Source organism: Saccharothrix sp. 6-C, from assembly GCF_016695385.1.
In the GTDB taxonomy this organism is placed as follows: Bacteria; Actinomycetota; Actinomycetes; order Mycobacteriales; family Pseudonocardiaceae; genus Actinosynnema; species Actinosynnema texasense.
On sequence record NZ_CP064192.1, the window covers coordinates 930,714 to 947,282 of the forward strand.

Below are 16,569 nucleotides of genomic sequence, written 5' to 3' on the forward strand. Positions count from 1 at the left end.
TCACCCGGTCTGGTCGGCGAGGCCGGCGACCAGGGTGTTCGTGACGGCGGTCAGCCGGTCCTTGGCGGCCTCTTCGGTGACGCCCGTCTGGACCGACAGGGCGACCACGGCGTAGCGGTCGGCGACGATGCCCGAGCTGTGCAGGTAGAAGTCCCCCGACAGGTACCACATCCAGCCCTGCTTGGCGCAGACGTGCGCCTCGGCGCCCGGCGCCAGCAGGCCGTAGGCCTGGTCGAAGCCGTCCGCGGCGGTGGGGGAGGCGGCGGACAGGGCGGTGACGAAGAAGGCGCGCCGGGCGGCCGGCAGGTCGGTCACGGCGTAGCGGTAGAGGGAGGCGACGTCGGCGGCCGACATCTCCACGTCGCCCCACTGGGAGGCGTCCTCGGGGGCGTGGGTGGCGGTCAGGCCGGCCTGCGCGGACACTCGGTCGATCGCGCCCATCCCGTCGTGCGAGGTCCACAGCGCGTTCATCGCGTCGTCGTCGCTCAGGCTGAGGGCGCGGCCCAGCCGATCGAGGTCGTCCGCCGGCACCTCGCCGGAGGTCAGCACGTCCACGGCCACCAGGAGCTTGCTCAACGACGCCGAGCGGAACGGCACGTCGGCGTCGTGGCCGGCCGCCGCACCGGTCTCCAGGTCGACGACCGCCAGCCCGAGGTCCGCGTCGCCGGCGGCCTCGACCGCCCGCGCCACCGCCGCCGAGAGGTCCGGGGCGGGTGCCTCGACGGCACGTGGCGCGGCCGGCCGCGGGTTCTCCGCCGCGGCGCTCGCGGGCACGGCCGACGACACCCGCGCCGTGCGGTCCGCGGCTCGCGGCGCCACCAGCACGGCCACGCCCGCGACCACCGCGACCACGACCACCCACCAGCGTCTTCCCACGCCTCAACAGTCCGTTCACAACCGCCTGATGTCGAGCGATTCCTCCTGTGCGGTTGCTGAAGACTCCTCTCGGGTGACGACGTAGGCGCCACCCGTGCGCCGTTCGGACACCGCCTCCACCAGCTCCGTGCCGTGGTACACGAGCCCGGCGCCGTCGTCGGTGCAGTGCGTCACCGGCAGCACGCCCGCCGCCACCGCCGCGTGGATCGTCGGACGCCGCGCCGCCTCGCTGTCGTAGTGCACGCCGTTGCCGTACGGCAGGAAGCCGAGGCCGTTGGTGACCACCCGCAGCTCCGGCCCGAACGAGTCCGTCGAGCCGCCCGCGAACCAGCAGATCGACCCGGCGGACACGCCGCCGAGCACGACGCCGTCCTGCCACGCGCCGCGCAGCGCCGACCCCAGGTCGTGCACCGCCCACACGGCCAGCAGGTTCGCCACCGACCCGCCGCCGACCCACACCACGTCGTGGGAGGCGAGGAAGCCCGGCACGTCGGTCGTCGGCGGCATGGTGAACAGGTTCAGGTGCGACACCTCCCACCCCGCCAGCTGCCCGGCTTCGGACACGTCCGCGCTGAACCACCGCTGGTCGCCGGAGGCCGTGCCGATGTGGCACAGGCGGGGTTTGCGGCCGTGCACGCCGGACAGGTCGACGGCGTGGTGCACGAGCCGGTGGAACTCCAGGTTGGTGCGGCGCCCGGCGCGGAAACCACCTGAGGTCGCCACGATCGTCGGCTGGTCTGCTGCCATGCCCGCGATCCTGGCAGCGCTCACGCCCGAGCGGGTGTGGAATCATCCCCGGCGTGACGTTCCTGCCGAGACTCCGCAGGCTTGCCACGCGTGTCGTCCTCGGCGGCATCGTGATCGGGCTCCTCGTCGTCGGCGGCACGGCGTTCCGCGTGTGGCAGGTGGCCCGCGAGGACGACCGGACCCACGCCGACATGGCCGTGGTGCTCGGCGCGGCCCAGTTCAACGGCGTGCCGTCCGACGTGCTGGAGGCACGGCTGGAGCACGCGCGCCGGCTCTACGAGCAGGGCGTGGTCAACTACATCGCCACCACCGGCGGCAGGCAGCCCGGCGACAACTTCACCGAGGGCGAGGCGGGCCGGCTCTGGCTGGAGGCGCACGACGTGCCGACCGACCGGATCCTCGAGGTCGGCGAGGGCACCGACACGCTGGGCAGCATCCGCGCGCTCGCCGCCGCCGCCCGCGAGAAGTCGCTCACCACGGCGGTGATCGTCAGCGACCCGTGGCACTCCCTGCGGGCGCGCACCATGGCCGAGGACGAGGGCCTGTCCGCGTGGACGTCGCCGACCCGCAGCGGGCCGAACGTGCAGACCCGCGAGACGCAGCTGTTCTACATCCGCCGCGAGACCGGCGCGCTGCTCTACTACCACCTGATGAAGGCGCCGGCGGGCGCGTTCGACGGCATCCTGCTCTGAGCGAGCACCGCCGGGGCACCTACCCTGGGCCGATGAGTCAGGGCTACACCGGGCACGACTCCGCGCGCCTGCTCCCCGAGCCGCCCAAGGGGGCGGTGCTGCCCGGAGCGCGCACCGAGCGCCGCTCGCCGTTCTCCCGCGACCGGGCGCGGGTGCTGCACTCGGCGGCGCTGCGCCGGCTCGCGGGCAAGACCCAGGTCGTCGGCCCCGGCGAGGGCGCGGAGGTGACCGGCGTGCCGCGCACCCGCCTCACCCACTCGCTGGAGGTCGCCCAGATCGGCCGGGGCATCGGCGAGGAGCTGGGCTGCGACCCCGACGTGGTCGACACCGCCGGCCTCGCCCACGACATCGGGCACCCGCCGTTCGGCCACAACGGCGAACGCGCGCTCGACGAGCTGGCCGGGCCGTGCGGCGGGTTCGAGGGCAACGCCCAGACCCTGCGCATCCTGACCCGGCTCGAACCCAAGACCGCCAAGGGCCTCAACCTGACCCGGGCGTGCCTCGACGCGGCCACCAAGTACCCGTGGACCCGCCGTCCCGGGATGGTGAAGTTCGGCGCCTACGACGACGACCTCGGCGTGTTCGCGTGGGTCCGCGAGGGCGCGCCGGAGCGGAAGCGGTGCCTGGAGGCGCAGGTCATGGACTGGGCCGACGACGTCGCCTACTCCGTGCACGACGTGGAGGACGGCGTGCTGGCGCACCGGATCAGCCTGGCCGCCCTCGGCGACCCGGCCGAGCGCGCCACCATCGCGGGCCTGGCGGCCAAGCACTTCTCCGACGAGCCGACGTCCGTGCTCGAAGACGCCGCGACCGAGCTGCTCGGCCTGCCGGTGATCGCCGACCTGGCCGCGTACGACGGCTCGCTGCGCGCCCAGGTGGCGTTGAAGCGGCTCACCAGCGAGCTGGTCGGCCGGTTCGCGTCCGCCGCCGTCGGCGCGACCCGCGAGGTGCACGGCGACGGCCCGCTGAGCCGCTACCAGGCCGACCTGGTCGTGCCGCCCCGGGTCGCGGCCGAGGTGGCGCTGCTCAAGGCGGTCGCGGTCCGGTACGTGATGAGCGACCCGTCCCGGCTGGAGATGCAGGCCCGGCAGCGAGAGCTGGTCGCCGAGCTGGTCCACCTCCTGCTGATGCGCGCCCCCGACACCCTCGACCCCGCGTTCCACCCCGCGTGGGCCGCCGCCGGCACCGACGCCGAACGCCTGCGCGTGGTGATCGACCAGGTCGCCTCCCTCACCGACGCCCAAGCCGTGGCGTGGCGGCGGGCGCTGGGCGCCGCCACCCCCGAACCCCTGTGACCGGTGGCACACTCGGTGTCACCCCCCGGCCGCTCGAACCGACGAGCGACGCGGGCGAACGTCCGATCCCGGACGAGCCCACAGCGGTCAAGGAGACCCAGTGCCTGATCGAGCGCACCTGACGTTCGCCCTCACCCTCCACGACGCCATCGCGCCCGACCGCGCCCGCAACGCGTGCTGGTCGCCGTACTCGGTGGCCAGCGCCCTCGGCCTGACCGCCCACGCGGCGCGCGGCGACACGGAGGCCGAACTCCTCGCGCTGCTCGGCGCGGACCACGCCAAGGTCCTCAAGGACGCGGTGGTGGGCGACGACGCCGAGTTCGCCGTGGCCAACACGCTCTGGGCGTGGGACGAGCTGCCGATCGACGAGGGCTTCCTCACCGACCTGGCCGGGTGGCCCGGCGCGCGGGCCCGCTCCGCGCCGTTCGCCGGCGACCCGGAAGGCGCGCGCGAGCTCATCAACGCCGACGTGGCCGAGACGACCCGGGGCCTGGTCCCCGAGCTGCTGTCCGCCGGCGCGATCACCTCCGACACGGTCGCGACGCTGGTCAACGCGCTGTACCTGAAGTGCGCGTGGCGCGAGGAGTTCCCCGAGCACGACACCGCCGACCTGCCGTTCCGAGGCGCCGGGAACGTCGCCACCATGCGCCGCGAAGGCAGCATGCGCTACGCCCGCCGCGACGGGTGGGAGGCCGTGGCGCTGTCCGCGCGTGGCGGCGTGGAAGCGGTCGTGCTGCTGCCCGACGACGACCTCGGCGGCACTGAAGGCGTCCCCGAGGTGCTGGAGGCGCTGGACCACGACCGGGTCGAGCTGTTCCTGCCCAAGCTCAGGCTGTCCGCGAACGTCTCGCTCGCCGCGTCGTTGCAGCAGGTCGGGGTGCGCACGATGTTCGCCCGCGAAGCCGACCTCACCGGGCTGAGCCCCGACCCGCGGCTCTACGTGGACGACGTGGTGCACGAGGCCGTGCTGCGGTTGGACGAGCAGGGCTTCGAGGGCGCGGCGGCCACCGCCGTGGTGATGCGCATGACGTCGTTCATCCCGGCCGAACCCGCCCGCACGGTCCGCGTCGACCGGCCCTACCTGCTGCTGGTCCGGCACGCCGAGACGGGCGCGATCTACTTCCTCGCCCAGGTCGCCACGCCGTGAGCGGTGGCCCTGGGGCTGTCACGTCGTGAGGCCCTTCCTCGTCCACCGGGTGGACACCCGAAACGAGGAGGGGACATGCCCAGGATCCCGGTCGTCACGACCAAGCAGGCCAACCCGCTGGTGAGGTTCGCCTACCGGTTCGCCAGGAAGCGGTTCGGCGCGGTGCCGGAGCCGTTCGCGGTGACCGCGCACCACCGCGGACTGTTCGTCGCGGGCGCGCGGCACGAGATGGCGGTGCAGAAGGCCGCCCGGACGCTGCCCGTGTCGTTGCGGGAGCTGGTCGTCTACTCGACGGCGGTGAAGCTCGGCTGCTCGTGGTGCGTCGACTTCGGCACCATGCTGATCAAGCACGAGGGCCTGGACGTCGACCGGCTCAAGGAGATCCACGACTACCCGACGTCTGACAAGTACACCGAGCTGGAGAAGCTGGCCCTCGCCTACGCCGACGCGATGACCGAGACCCCGACCGCCGTCACCGAGGAGCAGGTCGCCGAGCTGGACCGCCGGCTGGGCCACCAGGGGCTGGTCGAGCTGACCTACCTGATCGCGCTGGAGAACCAGCGCGGCCGGTTCAACTCGGCGTTCGGCATCACCGACCAGGGGTTCACCTCGGGTGACGCCTGCCGGGTGCCGATGCCGTAAGCGGGCCCACAGGGCTTCAGGGGCTCTCAGGGGCTCTCGGGGAACGGCACGTGGCCGAGCTTGTCCGGGTTCGACATGTCGTACACGCCGGCCACCTTGCCGTCCCGCACCACGACCGCCTCGACCCGGGGCGTGAGCTCGCCCTGGGCGGTGAACAGCAGCCCCAGGTCGCCGTTGACCAGCACGGGCCGCCCCTCGACGTCGCCGTAGCGCCTCATCAGGCCGAGGATCAGGCGGGCCACCTTGTCCGCGCCGCTGACCACGTTGAACGCGGTCTTGGCCCGGCCGCCGCCGTCGCCCACCAGCACCGCGTCCGGGTGCAGCACGCCAATCACCGCGTTGACGTCGCCGGACGCCACGGCCCGGAGGAACCGCTCCAGCACCTCGCGCTGCTCCTCCAGCGCCACCCGCGGCGGCGGGTCGGCGTCGGCCGCCGCCTTGCGGCCGCGGGAAGCGTGCTGACGGGCAGTCGCGACCGTGCAGCCCAACGCGTCGGCGATCTCCGCGAACGGCACGCCGAACGCGTCGTGCAGCACGAACGCCACCCGCTGCTCGGGCGTGAGGCGGTCCAGCACCACCAGCGCCGCCATCCGCACGCCGTCGTCGCGCACCACCGCGTCCAACGGGTCGTCCTCGCCCGACGTGACCAACGGCTCAGGCAGCCACTGCCCGACGTACCGCTCCCGCCGCGACGCCGCCGACCGCAGCCGGTCCAGGCAGATCCGGCCCACCACGGTCGTCAGCCAGCCGCGCAGGTCCCGGATGTCGGCCCGGCCCTCCCGGCTCAGGCCGGTCAGCCGCAGCCACGCCTCCTGCACCGCGTCCTCGGCGTCCGCGACGCTGCCGGTGAGCCGGTAGGCCACGCCGACCAGGTGGGAGCGGTGGCCGGTGAAGGTCGACGCCAGGGTCCGCTCGGACGCCGAGATCTCCTCGCCGGTGGTCACGGGCACCAGTCTGCCAGCACTAGACTCGCTCGACGTGGCAGGACGCATCCGGGAGAGCGACGTCGCATTGGTGCGTGACCGGAGCCGGATCGACGACGTCGTGGGGGACCACGTCTCCCTGCGCGGCGCCGGCGCCGGCGCGTTGAAGGGCCTGTGCCCGTTCCACGACGAGAAGTCGCCGTCGTTCAACGTCCGGCCCTCGCACGGCACGTTCCACTGCTTCGGCTGCGGCGAGGGCGGCGACGTCATCGCGTTCGTGATGAAGATCGAGCACCTCGGGTTCGTGGAGGCCGTCGAACGGCTGGCCGACCGGGCGGGCATCCAGCTCACCTACGAGGGCGGCGGCGCGACCGTCCAGCGCGACCGGGGCACCCGCAGCAGGCTCATCGAGGCGCACCGGGTCGCCGCCGAGTTCTACGCCGAGCAGCTGGCCACGCCGGACGCGCTGGCCGCGCGCGAGTTCCTGGCGCAACGCGGTTTCGACGAGGCCGCGGCCCGGCAGTTCGGCTGCGGCTTCGCGCCCGCCGGCTGGGACAAGCTCACCAAGCACCTCCTCGGGCGCGGGTTCGAGCTGACCGAGCTGATCAAGGCCCAGCTGACGAAGGAGGGCAGGCAGGGCCCGATCGACCGGTTCCACCGCCGGCTGCTGTGGCCCATCCGGGACATGGGCGGCGAGGTCGTCGGCTTCGGCGCCCGCCGGATCTTCGACGACGACCCGATCCAGGCCAAGTACCTCAACACCAGCGAGAGCCCGATCTACAAGAAGTCGCAGGTGCTGTTCGGGCTGGACCTGGCCAAGCGGGAGATCGCCAAGCGCAGACAGGCCGTGGTCGTCGAGGGCTACACCGACGTGATGGCCATGCACCTGGCGGGCGTGCCGACGGCGGTCGCGTCCTGCGGCACGGCGTTCGGCGCGGACCACATGAACGTGCTGCGCCGGCTGCTGATCGACGACTCGCTCAACGGCGAGGTCATCTTCACCTTCGACGGCGACGCGGCCGGGCAGAAGGCGGCGCTGAAGGCGTTCGAGGGCGAGCAGGCGTTCTCCGCGCAGACCTACATCGCCATCGCGCCGGACGGCATGGACCCGTGCGAGCTGCGGCAGGACAAGGGCGACGTGGCCGTGCGCGACCTGGTGGCCCGCCGCACGCCGCTGTTCGAGTTCGCCATCAAGACCCGGCTGAAGGACTACGACCTCGACTCGGTGGACGGCCGGGTCGAGGCGCTGAAGGTCATGGTGCCGTTCGTGGCGCAGATCAAGGACCGGGCCAAGCGGGACGGCTACGCGACCCGGCTGGCCTGGTGGGTCGGCTGGGAGGACGAGTCGGCCGTGGTGCGCCGGGTGCGCGAGACGGCGACCGGCCGCGCGCCCGCGCCGTCGCGGCGTGCCGCGCCCGCCGACCCGAACCAGGGCGCGCTGGCCGTGGACGTCGACGGGCCGACCCGCCCCGACCCGCGCGACCCGGCGCTGTGGGCGCAGCGGGAGGCGTTGAAGGCGGCGCTGCAGCTGCCCGAGATGGCCGGGCCGTACTACGACTCGCTGCCCGACGAGGCGTTCACGCACCCCGCCTACCTGGCGTTGCACCAGGCGATCCGGGAGGCGGGCGGCGCGTCGTCCGGGCTGTCCGGTCCGGCGTTCCTGGACGCGGTGTCGCAGGCGTGCCGGCACCAGGCCGTGCGGTCGGTGCTGACCGAGCTGTCCGTCGAGCAGCTGCGGGTCAAGGCGGACGACGAGTACCGGTACGTGCAGGGCGTGCTGGCGCGGTTGCAGCAGATCCTGGTGGCGGGGCAGATCACCGAGATCAAGTCCCGGCTGCGGCGCGTGTCGCCGGTGGAGGAGCCCGACGAGTACCGGGCCCTGTTCGGCGACCTCATCGCGCTGGAGGACTACCACAAGGCGTTGGGCCAACAAGCGGCGGGCGGGCTGTGATGGGGCTGTTCCGGAGGGTTTTCGGCTCGGGCGCGCCCGAGGGGTTCACCGGGTCGCTGGAGGCCGACGAGAACGTGCTGGCGTCGGCCCCGGTCGGCGCGGGGTGGCTCGTGGCGACCACGCACGGGCTGTGGTTGCCCGGTCCGGGTCAGCCTGATGCGGGGCAGCCCGGTCCGCGCCGGGTCGGGTGGCACCTGATCAGCAAGGCGACGTGGAGCGGGAGCGCGTTGGCGGTGATCGAGGCGGTCGAGGACGGCGCGGCCGGCGGGGCCGTGCTGCTGCGCGACCTCGCGCCGCAGCGGTTCCCGCTGGAGTCGCCGGGCAAGGTGCCCGAGGTCGTGCACGCGCGGGTGACCGGGTCGATCAAGTCCCGGGAGCACAACGCGACCGTCGGCGCGTGGTTCGTGCAGCGCAAGGTCGCCGGGCGGGACGGCGTGGTGCTGCAGGTGCGGCCCGACCCGGGTGCGGACGTGACGCGGGTCCGCGAGGTCGCGGCCTCGGTGGCGTCGAAGATCGCCCAGCTGCGCGGGTGAGCGTTCCCGGCGTACGGTAGCAGTACGATCGTACTGTTACTGGGGGTGCGCGCATGTGGGATCCGGGCAAGTACCTCGCGTTCGCCGACCACCGGTCGCGACCGTTCCACGAGCTCGTGGCACGGGTCGGGGCCACGTCGCCGCGGCGGGTGGTCGACCTGGGCTGCGGTCCGGGGAACCTGACCGCGTCGCTGGCCGAGCGGTGGCCGTCGGCGGTGGTGGAGGCGCTGGACTCGTCGCCGGAGATGGTCTCGGCGGCGCGGGCGCGCGGGGTCGACGCGAGGGTCGGCGACGTGGCGTCGTGGGAACCCGAGCCGGACACCGACGTCGTGGTGACCAACGCGGTGCTCCAGTGGGTGCCGGGGCACGAGGACCTGCTGCGGCGGTGGGTCGGGGCGCTGCCGTCCGGCGCGTGGCTGGCGATGCAGGTGCCGGGCAACTTCTCCGGACCGTCGCACGAGCTGGTGCGGACGCTGGTCGACGCGTCGTGGCCCGCGCTGCGAGGGCTGATGCGGCCGTCGCCGGTGCTCGACCCGGTGGGGTACGCCGAGGTGCTCGACGGCTGCGCGGTGGACGCGTGGGAGACGACCTACCTCCAGCGGCTGGAAGGCGAGGACGCCGTGCTGGAGTGGATCACCGGGACGGCGCTGCGGCCGATCCGGGCGGCGTTGGACGACGGCGAGTGGGCCGCGTTCCGCGGTCGGCTGGCGCCCCTGCTGCGCGAGGCCTACCCGCGCCGGCCGGACGGCACGACCTGGTTCCCGTTCCGCCGGATCTTCGCCGTGGCCCGCGTGCCGTAGCGGATCGGCGCCATGTGCCACCGCGCCGGGGCCGCCCACTGGTCGTGGGCGGCCCCGGCGCGGTGGTTCGGCCGTTCTAGTTGGCGCGTGGGATGACGGGGTCGCGCCGGTGGCCGTTGGCGTTCGACTGGCGCCGGCCGAAACCCGTCTTCTCGCCGACCTTGGCACGCACGATGCCCGCAGCGCCCTGGACGGCCGGGTGGTCGGCCAGGGAGCGGTAGGCGCGCACGATCTGGTCGTAGCGCTGACGTCCGGCGCGCGCCCCTAGGACGTAGCCGACGGCGGCGCCGAGCAGGATGCCCTTCATGAGGTGGTCCTCTCCTGGAGATCGTGCCTGGTCACACCCCTTCCTACCGCACGAGGAGGGGGGTGTGCGCGAGCACTGTTCCGGATGCGCTAGAGTTACCTCCTGTCGGGCCGGGAGGCCCGACCTACAACAGAACATTCCCCCTTAGCTCAATGGCAGAGCATTCGACTGTTAATCGAAGGGTTACTGGTTCGAATCCAGTAGGGGGAGCGCGATGGCAGCCCCAGGTCAACCGGCCTGGGGTTTCGTCGTGTCATGGGGTCCGGGTACCCGCGAGTCACCCGTTTGTCACCCTCTCGTGGCTGGTTTCTTCGGGCAGGCTGGGCCGCATGGCCGACCGCTTCGCCAACCGCCGCCGGATCACCTCGCTCGACCCCGAGCGGGACCACGCCGAGATCATGCGCATCTCGTCCGGGTACGAGTTCCCGTGGGACTACGTGCGGTCGCTGGAGTTCGCCCTGTTCCGGACGTACTGCGTGCCGTCCATCTCGGCGCTGCTGGCCAAGACCGGCGAGTTCGAGCGCCGGCCGCAGCAGCGCTACGACGACACGGCGCTGCTGATGGCCGAGCTGGTGGAGCACGGCTACGACTCGCCGCGCGGCCGTGAGGCGCTGCGCGTGGTGAACCGGCTGCACGGGCGGTACGACATCTCGAACGACGACATGCGGTACGTGCTGTCCACGTTCATCTTCGACCCGATCGAGTGGATCACCCGGTTCGGCTGGCGGCCCTTGACCGACCACGAGCGGCTGGGCGCGTTCCACTTCTACCGCGCCGTCGGCCACCGGATGGGCATCAAGGACCTGCCGCCCGACTACTCCTCCTACGCGGCGTTCAAGCGCGAGTACGAGGCGGAGCACTTCACCTACAGCGACACCAACCGCGCGATCGGCCAGTACACGCTGGACCTGTTCTGCTCCTGGTACCCGGCGCCACGCGCGCTGACGTCCCGCGCGGTGCTGGCGATGCTGGACGAGCCGATGCTGACCGCCTTCGGCTTCCCCGCCCAGCCGGCGTGGCTCACCAAAGCCGCCCGAACCGCCCTGCGCGCCCGCGCCACCACCGTCCGCCTCCTCCCACCCCGCACCACACCACGCCTGACCAACGACCCGAAGAACCGCAGCTACCCGGGCTACCCCGCGGGCTACCGGCCGACCGACCTCGGAGCCCCGTAGTCCGGGAGTGCACAGCTTGGTCACGCCGGCCGGGTTGTCGAGACGCGGGGGAGCCACCCTCTGTACCCTCCGGAACCGCACGTCAGGGGGCGGTAGCTCAGCCGGTCAGAGCAGCGGACTCATAATCCGTCAGGTCGTGGGTTCGAACCCCACTCGCCCCACTGTCGGTGCTGGTCACGAGGGTGGCGTTGAGCCGTTGCAGGATCAACGCCACCCTCCGTCCCTGGGATTGTCCCGCTACGAGGACGGCGCGAGTGGGCGTTCGGTGTGACGGCGAAGTGTTAGACCGCGCGTAAGCACGCCGCGCAAGCCCGTGAAGACGGGTTCTACATGCTTCTTCCGGTCAACGAACATGTCGCCGAGTCGATCCGTGAGTTGAAGACGAACCCGGCGAACATGTATTCGGTGTTGATTGCGTCGCTTCGGTCCCGACGGCATCGTCACGTTCACGATGACCTTCAACTCCTGCAAGAAGCGGCCGAAGGGTGAGGACGCCCTCCGGCTGACGCAACGCGGTTCCCGCTGACCATGCCCGGTGCTCCGCCGCTACTGCGGAGCACCGGGCAATGCCACGTCAAGGGTCATTTCGAGCGAAGTCCCCGCTCGGCGTCGGCGGAGGTGGGTGGAGGTGGTCTTGGCGGCATGATCGCAGGTGGCGGTGGCAGCGCCGGGGGTGTCGGGACGCGTGGTGACGGAGAGGTGGTTCCGGGCCGACCAGTTTCCGGTTCCGGCGGTGTCTGCCCTTCCGAGAGCAGTGTTCCGCCCGCACGACCACGCCGATCGGGCGGTGGACGGTGGGGGTGGGCGGGGAGCGGAAGTGGGGAGCAGCATGCGAGAGATGTCGCTGGTCAGGGGGAGTGACGTGGTGCAGCGCCCGGCGGGGGAGTTGTTGGCGTTGGCGCGTGGCGGGGACGGGGAGGCGTTTCGGCGGCTCGTGGAGCCCTACCGGCGGGAGTTGCAGGTTCACTGCTATCGCGTCCTCGGGTCCGTGCACGACGCCGAGGACCTGGTGCAGGAGACGTTGTTGGCGGCGTGGCGGGGGATCGGGGGGTTCGAGGAGCGGGCGTCGGTGAGGACTTGGCTGTACCGCATCGCGACCAACCGGTGCCTCAACGCGTTGCGGGCCGGTGGTCGTCGGCTGGTCGACCCGGTGGCCGTCCGAACGGAGGTCGCGTTGCCCGAGCCGTCCCACCGCCGGTCCGAGCCGAGCTGGCTGGAGCCGTACCCGGACTCGCTGCTCGACGAGGTCGCCGACCGCGCGCCGGGCCCGGAGGCGCGGTACGAGGTCAGGGAGTCGGTGTCGTTGGCGTTCCTCACCGCCTTGCAGGAGCTGCCGCCGAAGCAGCGGGCCGTGCTGGTGCTGCGGGACGTGCTGGGGTTCCGGGCCGCCGAGGTCGCGAGCATCCTCGACACGTCCGAGAACGCGGTCACCAGCGCGTTGAAACGAGCCCGGGGCACGCTCGCGCACGAACTGCCGGCCCGGGAGAGCGCGCCGCTGCCGAACTCGCCGGGCGAACGCCGGGTGGTGGACGACTTCACCCGCGCGTTCCAGGCCGGTGACGTGGACGCGGTGGTGGAGCTGCTGACGAGCGACGCGCGGCTGACCATGCCGCCGATGCCGCTGGAGTACCGGGGCCTGGACGACGTCCGCCACTTCCTGGCCACCGTGGCGCTGCACCACGACCGGCGGCACGTGCTGATCCCGACGCGCGCCAACGGCCAGCCCGCTTTCGGCTGCTACCTGCGCGACCCGCGGACCCCGATCCTGCACGCGCACGGCGTCCTGGTGCTGACCCTGGCCGGTGACCGGATCACCGGGCTCACCCGGTTCCACGACAACGGCTTCCTGCCCCTCTTCGGGCTCCCGCGGTCGCTGCGCGCCTCCATCGGCAGCGCGTGAGCGCGGAACCCCGACCGGCGGACGACAGGAGCACGGTGAGCACCGCAACGGGACGGATGACGTCCAAGCAGGCATGGACCTTGGGGCTGGCCTCGCTGGCGTCGTTCATGATGGCCCTGGACAGCCTGGTCGTGACCACCGCGTTGAGCACGATCCGCGCGGACCTGGCGGCGTCGGTCGAGCAGCTCGAGTGGGTCGTCAACGCCTACAACCTGACGTTCGCGGCGCTGCTGCTCACGGGCGCCGCGCTGGGTGACCGGTTCGGCCGCCGCAAGGTGTTCGCCACCGGCCTGGCGCTGTTCACCGCGGCGTCGCTGGCGTGCGCGGTGGCGCCGGACGTCGTCTTCCTGATCGTGTCCCGCGCGGCGCAGGGCGCGGGCGCGGCGATGGTGCTGCCGCTGTCGCTCACGCTGGTCACCGCGGTCTTCCCGCCGCAGGTGCGCGGCAGGGCGATGGGCCTCTACCTCGGCCTGACCGGTCTGGCCACGTTCAGCGGCCCGTTCATCGGCGGCGCGATCGCGCAGGGCCTGGCCTGGCAGTGGATCTTCTGGCTGAACCTGCCGGTCGGCGTCGTCGCGATCCTGCTCGCCACGCGCCGGGTGGACGAGAGCACCGGCCCGAACGACAAGCTCGACCTGGGCGGTCTCGCCCTGGTGACGCTGGGCGCGTTCGGCGTCATCTGGGCGCTGGTGCGCGGCAACGCGGCGGGGTGGGGCAGCGTCGAGGTCGTCGCCTCGGCCGTGGTCGGTGTCGTGCTGGTGGTCTCGTTCGTGCGCCACGAGCGGCGCACACCGCGGCCGATGGTCCCGATGGGCTTGTTCAAGCTGCGGGCGTTCGCCACGGCCAACCCGGCGAACTTCCTGGTGTTCGCCTCGCTCTACGGCACGATGTTCTTCCTCGCCCAGTACTTCCAGCTCGTCAAGGGCCACGGTCCGCTCGTCGCCGGCCTGATGCTGATGCCGTGGACCGGCACGCTCATGGTGTGCGCGCCGATCGCCGGTCGCCTGGTCGACCGGGTGGGTGAGCGGAGGTTCGTCGTCGGCGGCTTGTTCCTGCAGGCGGTCGGCATGGCGTGGATCGCGGTCGTCGTCGACACCGACACGTCCTACCTGGAGATCCTGCCCGCGCTGGTCGTCGGCTCGGTCGGCATCACGGCGGCGATGCCCGCCGCGCAGAAGGCGGTCGTGGGGGCGGTGCCGCCGCGGCGGATCGGCCAGGCGTCCGGTGTCTTCATGATGCTGCGCATGTTCGGTGGCGTGTTCGGCACGTCGGTGTCGGTCGCGGTCTTCGGCGCCGCCGGCGGCTACGCGACGGCCGCGCAGTTCAGCACCGGCTTCTCGGCGTCGATGACCGCGGTCGCCGCGCTGGCGTTCGCCGGCACGGCGATCGGGCTGGCGATGCCGGGCAGGCGCCCGGCCCCGGCCGACGTGCCGACGCCCGCGGACGAGGTTCCGGCCGGGTAGTACCGGAGGTAGCATCGACGGTATGAAAATCAGTGTGAGCCTCCCCGAGGAGGACGTAGAGTTCGTTGATCGCTACCTGCGGCAACATCGGAGCGCATCGCGGTCGTCGGTGATCCACCAGGCGATCACGCTGCTGCGCGAGGCGGGTCTGGAGAACGCCTACGCGAGCGCGTGGGAAGAGTGGGAAGCCGGAGGAGACGCCGACATGTGGGACGTGACCGCGCCAGACGGTGTCCTCGATGCGGCGAGGTGACATCTACTGGGTGGACCTGGAGCCGGCGCAGGGCGCCGAGGCCAACAAGATCCGCCCGGCCGTGGTCGTCAGCAACGACGCGGCGAACCGGGCCGCCGGACGGGGTGGCGGCCGGGGTGTGGTGACGGTCGTGCCGATCACCTCCAACACCGCGAAGGTGTACCCGTTCCAGGTGCTGCTGCCCGCCAAGGACTGCGGGCTCGGCGCGGACTCGAAGGCCCAGGCCGAGCAGGTGCGCACGGTCACCGCGGCCAGGCTCCGCGCCCGGATCGGCGGCCTGCCGCCGGCGGTGCTCAAGCAGCTCGACGAGGCACTGCGCGTGCACCTGTCGCTCTGAGCCGCCGCTCACCGCCCGGGACCGCCCGAAGACGGCCCCCGGCGGCTCACGTCACTCCACGACGCGGATGGCCCCGGCCGGGCAGAGGTGCGCCGCTTCACGCGCCGCCTTCTCGTGCTCGCCCGTGGGGGACGGCTGCAGCAGCACGACCGTCCCGTCCACCTCGTCCTGGTCGAACACGTCGGCGTCGGTCAGCGCGCACATGCCCGCCCCCGCGCACCGGTCAGGATCCACTTCGATCTTCACGAGAACTCCACCGGCAGCTCGTGCACCCCGTAGATGGCCATGTCGGTGCGCAGCTTGACATCCTCGGCGGGCACGCCGAGCCGCAGGTCCGGGAACTCCCGGAACAGCGCGGCGAACCCGACCCTCATCTCGATCCGGGCCAGCTGCTGCCCGAGGCACTGGTGCACGCCGTGGCCGAACGCGAGGTGCCCGGCCGCGGACCGGCGGACGTCGAACTCGTCCGGCCGGTCGAACCGCGCCGGGTCCCGGTTGGCGGCGGCCACCGAGATCGAGACCGACTCGCCCGCCTTGACCACCACGCCGCCGATCTCCACGTCCTCCAACGCCGTGCGCAGCGTGCCGAACTGGATGATCGACAGGTACCGCATCAGCTCCTCGACCGCGTTGTCCACCAGCGACGGGTCGGCTTGCAGCGCGGCCAGCTGCTCGGGGTGCCGCAACAGCACCATCGTGCCGATGCCCAGCATGTTCGCCGTGGTCTCGTGGCCGGCGACGAGCAGGAGCAGCCCCATGTTGGCGACTTCCTCGTCGGTCAGCTCGCCGGTGGCGACCAGCCCGGACAGCATGTCGTCGCCCGGCTCGACGTGCTTGCGCTTCGCGAGCTGGAGCACGAAGTCCTCCAGCCGCTCGAACGCCTCCATGATCTCCTCGAACGTGGAGTCGAGCCGCAGCGCCTTGGCGGTGTCCTCCTGGAACGCCGCCCGGTCCTCGTAGGGCACGCCCAGCAGTTCGCAGATGACCATCGACGGCACCGGCAGCGCGAACTGCGCCACCAGGTCCGCCGACGTGCCGGAGGCGCGCATCGCGGCCAGGTGCTCGGCCACGATCTGCTCGATCCGGGGCATCAGCTGGTTCATCCGCCGCACGGTGAACTGGCCGGTCAGCAGCTTGCGGTAGCGGGTGTGGTCGGGCGCGTCCATCGCGATGAACATGCCCGGCTTGGCCGCCGGTCGCGGCGGCACCGGCTTGCCGGCCACCTTGCGCGGTGAGTGCTGCAGCTCGGACCGGCTGCTGAACCGGCGGTCGGCGTGCACCTCGCGGGCCAGCTCGTAGTTGGTCACGAGCCACCCCAGGTGCCCGTCGGGGAACTTCATCCTGCTGATCGGGGCCCGCTCGCGGAGCAACCCCAACTCCGCGGGCGGGTCGAACGCCGTGCTGCGTTGGCTCGGCAGCTCGGCGGACAGCGTTTCGGTCATCTCGCACACCTCCCAGTGCGTTAAGGGACCTACTTCGCAACGTACAGAAGTTTCACGAAGCCGTGAAGTAAATAAGCCGTAGGGAA

At 72.2% G+C, this 16,569-nt stretch carries 18 protein-coding genes and 2 tRNA genes; 14 read left to right on the forward strand and 6 right to left on the reverse strand.

Going from position 1 to position 16,569, the window contains the following annotated elements; genetic code table 11:
- Nucleotides 1–876, reverse strand: a complete 876-nt coding sequence (locus IOD16_RS04365; protein ID WP_201438971.1) for a hypothetical protein — start codon at nucleotides 874–876, stop codon at nucleotides 1–3.
- 15 nt (nucleotides 877–891) lie between these two features.
- On the reverse strand, nucleotides 892–1,623 hold the full coding sequence (locus IOD16_RS04370; protein ID WP_123743543.1) for a peptidase E: 732 nt from the start codon (nucleotides 1,621–1,623) through the stop codon (nucleotides 892–894).
- A gap of 53 nt (nucleotides 1,624–1,676) precedes the next feature.
- On the opposite strand from IOD16_RS04370, the gene IOD16_RS04375 reads away from it, so the two are divergent.
- The 4 genes from IOD16_RS04375 (at nucleotide 1,677) to IOD16_RS04390 (ending at nucleotide 5,399) form a co-directional block, all read left to right on the forward strand.
- Entirely contained in the window at nucleotides 1,677–2,315 is a 639-nt protein-coding gene (locus tag IOD16_RS04375; protein ID WP_201438972.1) for a YdcF family protein, read from the forward strand.
- Nucleotides 2,316–2,347: 32 nt separating this feature from the next.
- Nucleotides 2,348–3,610 carry a deoxyguanosinetriphosphate triphosphohydrolase gene (locus IOD16_RS04380; RefSeq protein WP_201438973.1) on the forward strand — a complete coding sequence of 421 codons (1,263 nt, stop codon included), beginning with the start codon at nucleotides 2,348–2,350 and terminating at the stop codon, nucleotides 3,608–3,610.
- A 100-nt stretch (nucleotides 3,611–3,710) separates the two neighbouring features.
- Nucleotides 3,711–4,757 (forward strand): serpin family protein, encoded by a 1,047-nt coding sequence (locus IOD16_RS04385; RefSeq protein WP_201438974.1) that lies wholly within the window; start codon nucleotides 3,711–3,713, stop codon nucleotides 4,755–4,757.
- 75 nt (nucleotides 4,758–4,832) lie between these two features.
- Nucleotides 4,833–5,399 carry a carboxymuconolactone decarboxylase family protein gene (locus tag IOD16_RS04390; RefSeq protein WP_201438975.1) on the forward strand — a complete coding sequence of 189 codons (567 nt, stop codon included), beginning with the start codon at nucleotides 4,833–4,835 and terminating at the stop codon, nucleotides 5,397–5,399.
- A gap of 26 nt (nucleotides 5,400–5,425) precedes the next feature.
- On the opposite strand, the gene IOD16_RS04395 is transcribed toward IOD16_RS04390, so the two are convergent.
- The gene (locus tag IOD16_RS04395) at nucleotides 5,426–6,352 is read right to left on the reverse strand and encodes a sigma-70 family RNA polymerase sigma factor (protein ID WP_442978109.1); all 927 of its coding nucleotides are present in this window, start codon (nucleotides 6,350–6,352) and stop codon (nucleotides 5,426–5,428) included.
- 25 nt (nucleotides 6,353–6,377) lie between these two features.
- On the opposite strand from IOD16_RS04395, the gene dnaG reads away from it, so the two are divergent.
- The 3 genes from dnaG to IOD16_RS04410 are packed head-to-tail and all read left to right on the forward strand — an operon-like array spanning nucleotide 6,378 to nucleotide 9,606.
- On the forward strand, nucleotides 6,378–8,273 hold the full coding sequence (dnaG, locus tag IOD16_RS04400) for a DNA primase (protein ID WP_123743537.1): 1,896 nt from the start codon (nucleotides 6,378–6,380) through the stop codon (nucleotides 8,271–8,273).
- Nucleotides 8,273–8,806 (forward strand): hypothetical protein, encoded by a 534-nt coding sequence (locus IOD16_RS04405; protein ID WP_201438977.1) that lies wholly within the window; start codon nucleotides 8,273–8,275, stop codon nucleotides 8,804–8,806. Before dnaG ends, IOD16_RS04405 begins: the two co-directional genes overlap by 1 nt.
- Nucleotides 8,807–8,859: 53 nt before the next feature.
- On the forward strand, nucleotides 8,860–9,606 hold the full coding sequence (locus tag IOD16_RS04410; RefSeq protein ID WP_201438978.1) for a trans-aconitate 2-methyltransferase: 747 nt from the start codon (nucleotides 8,860–8,862) through the stop codon (nucleotides 9,604–9,606).
- A 76-nt stretch (nucleotides 9,607–9,682) separates the two neighbouring features.
- Here the strand turns inward: IOD16_RS04410 and IOD16_RS04415 are convergent, their stop codons facing one another.
- Nucleotides 9,683–9,913 carry a hypothetical protein gene (locus IOD16_RS04415; protein WP_123743534.1) on the reverse strand — a complete coding sequence of 77 codons (231 nt, stop codon included), beginning with the start codon at nucleotides 9,911–9,913 and terminating at the stop codon, nucleotides 9,683–9,685.
- Between the two features lie 138 nt (nucleotides 9,914–10,051).
- Here IOD16_RS04415 and IOD16_RS04420 point away from each other — a divergent pair.
- The 7 genes from IOD16_RS04420 to IOD16_RS04450 all read left to right on the forward strand — a co-directional run bounded on the left by IOD16_RS04420 (nucleotide 10,052) and on the right by IOD16_RS04450 (nucleotide 15,041).
- Nucleotides 10,052–10,123 (forward strand) — tRNA-Asn (locus IOD16_RS04420).
- Between the two features lie 119 nt (nucleotides 10,124–10,242).
- A complete protein-coding gene (locus tag IOD16_RS04425) occupies nucleotides 10,243–11,088 on the forward strand; it encodes an oxygenase MpaB family protein (protein ID WP_123743533.1) in 846 nt (281 codons plus the stop codon).
- An 86-nt stretch (nucleotides 11,089–11,174) separates the two neighbouring features.
- Nucleotides 11,175–11,249, forward strand: a tRNA-Ile gene (locus IOD16_RS04430).
- 677 nt (nucleotides 11,250–11,926) lie between these two features.
- Nucleotides 11,927–12,988 carry a sigma-70 family RNA polymerase sigma factor gene (locus IOD16_RS04435; RefSeq protein ID WP_201438979.1) on the forward strand — a complete coding sequence of 354 codons (1,062 nt, stop codon included), beginning with the start codon at nucleotides 11,927–11,929 and terminating at the stop codon, nucleotides 12,986–12,988.
- Between the two features lie 35 nt (nucleotides 12,989–13,023).
- On the forward strand, nucleotides 13,024–14,451 hold the full coding sequence (locus IOD16_RS04440) for an MFS transporter (RefSeq protein ID WP_236594752.1): 1,428 nt from the start codon (nucleotides 13,024–13,026) through the stop codon (nucleotides 14,449–14,451).
- Nucleotides 14,452–14,473: 22 nt separating this feature from the next.
- A complete protein-coding gene (locus IOD16_RS04445) occupies nucleotides 14,474–14,704 on the forward strand; it encodes a ribbon-helix-helix domain-containing protein (protein ID WP_123743529.1) in 231 nt (76 codons plus the stop codon).
- Nucleotides 14,691–15,041 carry a type II toxin-antitoxin system PemK/MazF family toxin gene (locus tag IOD16_RS04450; RefSeq protein WP_123743528.1) on the forward strand — a complete coding sequence of 117 codons (351 nt, stop codon included), beginning with the start codon at nucleotides 14,691–14,693 and terminating at the stop codon, nucleotides 15,039–15,041. Before IOD16_RS04445 ends, IOD16_RS04450 begins: the two co-directional genes overlap by 14 nt.
- A 51-nt stretch (nucleotides 15,042–15,092) precedes the next feature.
- On the opposite strand, the gene IOD16_RS04455 is transcribed toward IOD16_RS04450, so the two are convergent.
- Together IOD16_RS04455 and IOD16_RS04460 are read right to left on the reverse strand one after the other, a co-directional pair.
- Nucleotides 15,093–15,287 carry a ferredoxin gene (locus tag IOD16_RS04455; RefSeq protein ID WP_123743527.1) on the reverse strand — a complete coding sequence of 65 codons (195 nt, stop codon included), beginning with the start codon at nucleotides 15,285–15,287 and terminating at the stop codon, nucleotides 15,093–15,095.
- Complete coding sequence (locus IOD16_RS04460) at nucleotides 15,284–16,483, reverse strand: cytochrome P450 (RefSeq protein ID WP_201438980.1); 1,200 nt, start codon at nucleotides 16,481–16,483, stop codon at nucleotides 15,284–15,286. The genes IOD16_RS04455 and IOD16_RS04460 overlap by 4 nt, the downstream gene beginning before the upstream one ends.
- Nucleotides 16,484–16,569 lie beyond the last annotated feature (86 nt).

Coding starts and splice junctions, on each gene's coding strand:
- IOD16_RS04450 (WP_123743528.1), top strand. CDS start 14,691: ATGCGGCGAGGTGACATCTACTGGGTGGACCTGGAGCCGGCGCAGGGC.
- IOD16_RS04405 (WP_201438977.1), top strand. CDS start 8,273: ATGGGGCTGTTCCGGAGGGTTTTCGGCTCGGGCGCGCCCGAGGGGTTC.
- IOD16_RS04425 (WP_123743533.1), top strand. CDS start 10,243: ATGGCCGACCGCTTCGCCAACCGCCGCCGGATCACCTCGCTCGACCCC.
- IOD16_RS04435 (WP_201438979.1), top strand. CDS start 11,927: ATGTCGCTGGTCAGGGGGAGTGACGTGGTGCAGCGCCCGGCGGGGGAG.
- IOD16_RS04415 (WP_123743534.1), bottom strand. CDS start 9,913: ATGAAGGGCATCCTGCTCGGCGCCGCCGTCGGCTACGTCCTAGGGGCG.
- IOD16_RS04410 (WP_201438978.1), top strand. CDS start 8,860: ATGTGGGATCCGGGCAAGTACCTCGCGTTCGCCGACCACCGGTCGCGA.
- IOD16_RS04460 (WP_201438980.1), bottom strand. CDS start 16,483: ATGACCGAAACGCTGTCCGCCGAGCTGCCGAGCCAACGCAGCACGGCG.
- IOD16_RS04380 (WP_201438973.1), top strand. CDS start 2,348: ATGAGTCAGGGCTACACCGGGCACGACTCCGCGCGCCTGCTCCCCGAG.
- IOD16_RS04390 (WP_201438975.1), top strand. CDS start 4,833: ATGCCCAGGATCCCGGTCGTCACGACCAAGCAGGCCAACCCGCTGGTG.
- IOD16_RS04445 (WP_123743529.1), top strand. CDS start 14,474: ATGAAAATCAGTGTGAGCCTCCCCGAGGAGGACGTAGAGTTCGTTGAT.
- IOD16_RS04370 (WP_123743543.1), bottom strand. CDS start 1,623: ATGGCAGCAGACCAGCCGACGATCGTGGCGACCTCAGGTGGTTTCCGC.